Origin of the sequence: Daejeonella sp., from assembly GCF_044342615.1 — a bacterium.
In the GTDB taxonomy this organism is placed as follows: domain Bacteria; phylum Bacteroidota; class Bacteroidia; order Sphingobacteriales; family Sphingobacteriaceae; genus Daejeonella.
This window is the reverse complement of sequence record NZ_JBIIPN010000184.1, coordinates 1-4167: the sequence shown is the minus strand read 5'-3', so window position 1 is coordinate 4167 and position 4167 is coordinate 1. Positions and strand designations below refer to the sequence as shown.

Below are 4167 nucleotides of genomic sequence, written 5' to 3'. Positions count from 1 at the left end.
ACTTTCAAGGATTTCTCAACATCCTTCAAAAGTGTATCAACTGAAAAATGATTAATTCCTGGCATCGCATCAATACCATGAACCACATTTTTGCCGGGAACAACAAAATAAGGATAGATGAAAATATCCTTCGACAATCTGGTTTCTGCAACCATTTCACGTAAAACTGGTGTTGTTCTTAGTCTCCTAGGGCGATTTAACATATTATCCATGCTATATTTTAAATTAATCGAGCGCAAATACTGCCTCTGCCAAGCCTATTTCATCAGGCGAAAATGGCAAAGTATATTTTACACCCATGTCATCAAATTTCTGCCCAGTTGTTTTTCCAATACAAATTACCTTTTGATCAGGGTCAAGCAAGTTCTCGGCAAAATAAGAATCTACGTTTGAGGGACTTGTGAAAATCAAGACTTCAGCATTAGATTTTTCAACATTTTCGACACTAACTGTCTCGTAAACAGTTAATTCTACAATTTTAGTATCAGCAGACAATTCCTTTTGAATAGTCTTTAAAGAGCCTTTTGCACTTGGGAAAAGAACATTTTTCCCATTAGCAAGTTTAGCAAATTCTTTAGCGATATCGCTCGTATCAATACCCTCCTCTTCACCATTAAAATCGGCTTTTTTACCATGGAGACGTAGTGCATCCTCGGAAGCTCTACCCAAGACACCAAATTTGACTTTTTTAGGAAGTTGAGGCTCAAGTTTGAAGAAATACTCAATAGCATTCTTACTACTAAAGAAAACCCATTCTATATTTCTAAAAATAAATGAATCCAATTTATTAATCGAAGGGAAGGTCCGAATTAAAGAACGCCCCTCCACTTCAACACCATGTTTTGTCATGGAATGTTTAAGATAGCTTGATTCAGAAAGTTCGCGGGTAATAAATATATTTTTGGGAAATTCCCGATTAGGAGCAAATTTTGCAACAATTTTTTCAGCAATTCCTTCAGATGTTTGAGATTCAGTGAAAAGCCTATCCGGAAAATCATCTCCATCATCAGCCTTGGAAGTCCAAATTTGAAAAGTATTACCATCTTTACGGCAGTAACATCCTAAAGGCATTTGACAGCCCCCCTCAAATAGGTTCAACACTTTCCTTTCTATGCCAATTTGTTCTGCAATATCCTTATTATTAATAGCTTGAAGCTTTTCGAAAAGGGCGGTATCGCTTTCGCGGATTTGATAAGCCAAAACACCTTGTGCAGGCGCAGGGATCAGTTCGTTAGGTTCCAACTCCTCGACATAAAACTCACTTAAATCGAGTCCTAAGCGCAAAACACCAGCCTTAGCAAGCATGATAGCATCATATTTCTCATCCCTTAACTTCTGAATTCTTGTAATCACATTCCCACGAAGCTCTTCAATTTCAAGATCTGGGCGAACTGCCAAAAGCTGTGCCTTTCGTCGGTTAGACGATGTACCAACCATAGCCCCAAATTTGACAGATAATTTATGCTGAACATCAACACAATCCTTCAGAATTAAAAGAAGTTCAGCAGGATCTTCACGTTCAGAAACTGCAGCAATAATTAAACCTTCAGGATGATTAGTCGGTAAATCTTTATGAGAATGCACAGCAAGATCGATAGTCCCACTTAAAAGCTCCTCTTCAAGTTCTTTTGTAAAAAAGCCTTTGCCTTCAAGCTTATCGAAACTTAAGTTCAAAATTTTATCGCCTTGAGTTTTAATGATTTTTAACTCCGAATCAAGGCCAATATTTGACAAAAGACCCTTAACGTAATTAGCTTGCCACAATGCGAGCTCACTCCCTCGGGTACCAATAATTATTTTAGACTTTTCTTTATCTTCTGTTAAATGATCAGACATGGCATTAAATTGAATTGACTCGTTTTTTGAAGGCCAAAAATAGCCAAAATCATTGGGATAAGCAGGAAATCAACTGTTATTTATCAATATATCCTTTGCCATAATCATTGGAAGGCTGATATATTTTTTTTCCATATAATTCATCACTCGCTCCAATACTTCACGCGATTGTTGATCCATATTTTCAATTTCTTGAGCAAAAATACCGTTTACAGCAGCATTTCTGATTTCTTTGATTTTTTCTGGCACCTCTTTCATGGCAATCTCAACCCTGCGTTGCTTTAAAACTGGTTTGAAATCTTGAATATTTTCTTCAATTATACGCTCAGCAAAAATAAGTTCCTCATAACGCTCCTTCAAATTGCTATTGGCTATTTCCTGCAGACTATGAACTTCGATGAAGGTAACAGGGTTATTTTGAAGTACTTCCGGACTTGTATCATTTGGAACGGCTAAATCAACAATGACTTTTCTGGATTCATCTCCATTAAGAAGCGACTTATAAATTTCATTGGTAATAATAGGTTCTGTGGCACTTGTACAAGTAATAATAACATCAAATCCGTTTTTAAAGGTTTTTAATGCCTCTAAACCATATGCTACACCACCCAGTTCATCAGCAAGAATACGTGCATTTTCAATCGAGCGATTAAAAATTGTAAAATTTGAATATTTATGCTTTTGCAGATATTTAGAAAGATTTTTATTTGTCTCGCCGGCACCAATAATCAAAATTCGAGAATTAGTACACATTTTCAACTCACGCAATTTTCTGTAAGCTAAAGAAACCACTGAAATAGGCTTGCGAGCAATAGCGGTATTGGTATAAACTTCTTTGGATGTTTTCACAACACGATTCATGATGAGACGCATGTAATCGCCGGTAAAGCCTGCAACACGGCAAGTATCATAAGCCTTACGTACCTGAGCAAGAATTTCCTTTTCACCCACTACTAAACTCTCAAGTGAACATGAAATCCTAAGAAGATGATTTAATGCATCCTCATCTTCATAAATTGAAACTTGCTCAGAAAAGGTATGAGCCTGCTCTTCAGAAATGGGCAAGTTTAAAGCCTGAATAAAATCCTTTACAAATTCATGTGTTAGATTTTGCTCAGAAGTAAAAACAAACTCTACGCGGTTGCAAGTCCCAATGTAAAATATTTCAGGAATGTCAAACTTCTGTCTAACACTTTCTAAACTACTTTCCAATGACTCATTGCAAATAACAAATTTCCCTAAATCCTTTAGGTCAATTTGTTTATGCGTAAAGGCAATGACTTTTAAATACTTCAAGTTGTGTAATCCTATTTTTTAAAACCGAAACAAATGTAATAAATAAGGGTTTTTCAATATGTCATACCTATGTAAACACAAGCGTTTAGAAAGATTATAAACAAGATATGACAATAACCTGTAAAACACCCTCGAAATATATTAATTCAGGATGTTTTTTGAAAAAAAATCTTGATCAAACGTAAAGAATCCTAATAAATGAAATTTAATAGAAATAGATCAATTTGGTCGAAATATAGACCAAAACATCCAATAAAATTTGGAAAATAGCTTAATTTTCATATATTGTAATATTCATTTCAAAGGAGATTGATTGAATAAAGGTGTTTATCTCCAAATAGATATTAAAGTTTAATTATATGATTATCCGTCAATCATTCACTATTGAAGGAGCAGAAGGGAGACCCATTTTAATGGATCTCAATTTTAAAACTGGACAAGAAGATCATCCGATTGTATTATTTGTGCATGGTTTTAAAGGCTTTAAAGACTGGGGAGCCTATAATCTTGTTTCAGAATACTTTTTAAAACAAGGATTTAGATTTCTAAAATTCAACTTTTCACATAATGGTACAAGTCCCGAAAAACCAACAGAATTTACTGATCTTGGTGCCTTTGGCGACAATACATTTAGCAAAGAATTTTTTGATTTAGACCAAGTAATTTCATTTGCAAAAAGTGGCAAAGACTTTCCTAAATCAGAAAAATTATACCTTATCGGACATAGTCGAGGTGGTGGAACATCTATCATTCAGACTGCTAAAGACACTCGTATCAACAAACTGATAACTTGGGCTGCAATCTCTGATTTTAGAAGTCTCTGGAAAAAAGAAGATGAAAAAGAGTGGCGGAGCAAAGGCGTTATTTTTAATTTTAACACACGCACAAAACAATACACTCCCTTGAAAATCGACCTTTTACACGATTTAGAAAAAAACGTAAAAGCATACGATATTTTGCTCGCAGCTAAACAAATTCATAAGCCTTGGCTAATCATACATGGAGATCAAGATGTTAATGTTTCTCTCGATGAAG

The 4167-nt window shown here is 35.0% G+C and carries 3 protein-coding genes and 1 pseudogene; 1 reads left to right on the top strand and 3 read right to left on the bottom strand.

Features of this window, described 5'->3' with window-relative positions:
• From ACIQ0D_RS11930 to hemA, 3 genes and pseudogenes are all read right to left on the bottom strand, one after another.
• Positions 1 to 212 (bottom strand): annotated as a pseudogene (locus ACIQ0D_RS11930) (porphobilinogen synthase); the annotation flags it as partial.
• Between the two features lie 13 nt (positions 213 to 225).
• Positions 226 to 1836, bottom strand: a complete 1611-nt coding sequence (gene hemC / locus ACIQ0D_RS11925; RefSeq protein WP_395805908.1) for a hydroxymethylbilane synthase — start codon at positions 1834 to 1836, stop codon at positions 226 to 228.
• 69 nt (positions 1837 to 1905) lie between these two features.
• Positions 1906 to 3132, bottom strand: coding sequence for a glutamyl-tRNA reductase (gene hemA, locus ACIQ0D_RS11920; RefSeq protein ID WP_395805906.1), 1227 nt, complete (start codon positions 3130 to 3132; stop codon positions 1906 to 1908).
• Between the two features lie 359 nt (positions 3133 to 3491).
• Here hemA and ACIQ0D_RS11915 point away from each other — a divergent pair.
• On the top strand, positions 3492 to 4167 hold a 676-nt coding region (locus ACIQ0D_RS11915), incomplete at its 3' end, for an alpha/beta hydrolase family protein (RefSeq protein WP_395805904.1).